This is a genomic window from Nocardia sp. TBRC8007, assembly GCF_056629435.1.
The window spans coordinates 1-461 of the sequence record NZ_JBWSOR010000163.1; the positions used below are offsets into that span (position 1 = coordinate 1).

The 461-nt window shown below is 60.1% G+C and carries 1 protein-coding gene; it reads left to right on the forward strand.

Going from position 1 to position 461, the window contains the following annotated elements:
• The coding region (locus ACX4ZE_RS23105) for an AMP-binding protein (RefSeq protein ID WP_480275572.1) at positions 1 to 461 on the forward strand (461 nt) is incomplete at both ends.

The following is a 461-nucleotide window of genomic DNA, read 5'->3' on the forward strand; positions in this document are numbered from 1 at the left end:
CGCCCCAAGGGCGTGGCGATTCCGCATGCGGCGATCGTGAACCGTTTGGTGTGGATGCAGAGCCGGTACGGACTGAGTACTGACGATGCGGTCTTGCAGAAGACCCCGATTACGTTTGACGTTTCGGTATGGGAGTTGTTCTGGCCGTTGCAGGTCGGTGCGCGGCTAGTGGTGGCGAAGCCCGAAGGACATCGCGAGCCGTCCTATCTGGCCGAGCTCATCACAGCCGAGGCAGTGACCGTCGCGCATTTCGTACCGTCGATGCTGGCGGCATTTGTCGCCGAACCGAAGGCAGCCGAGTGCACGGTTCTGCGTCATGTCTTCTCTTCCGGTGAAGCATTGTCCGCGATGACCGCGCAGCAGTTGCGCATGCGTACCGGTGCCTGTCTACACAACCTCTATGGTCCGACTGAAACCGCCGTTGATGTCACGTATCACGAGGTCGATGATTCCGACACGGT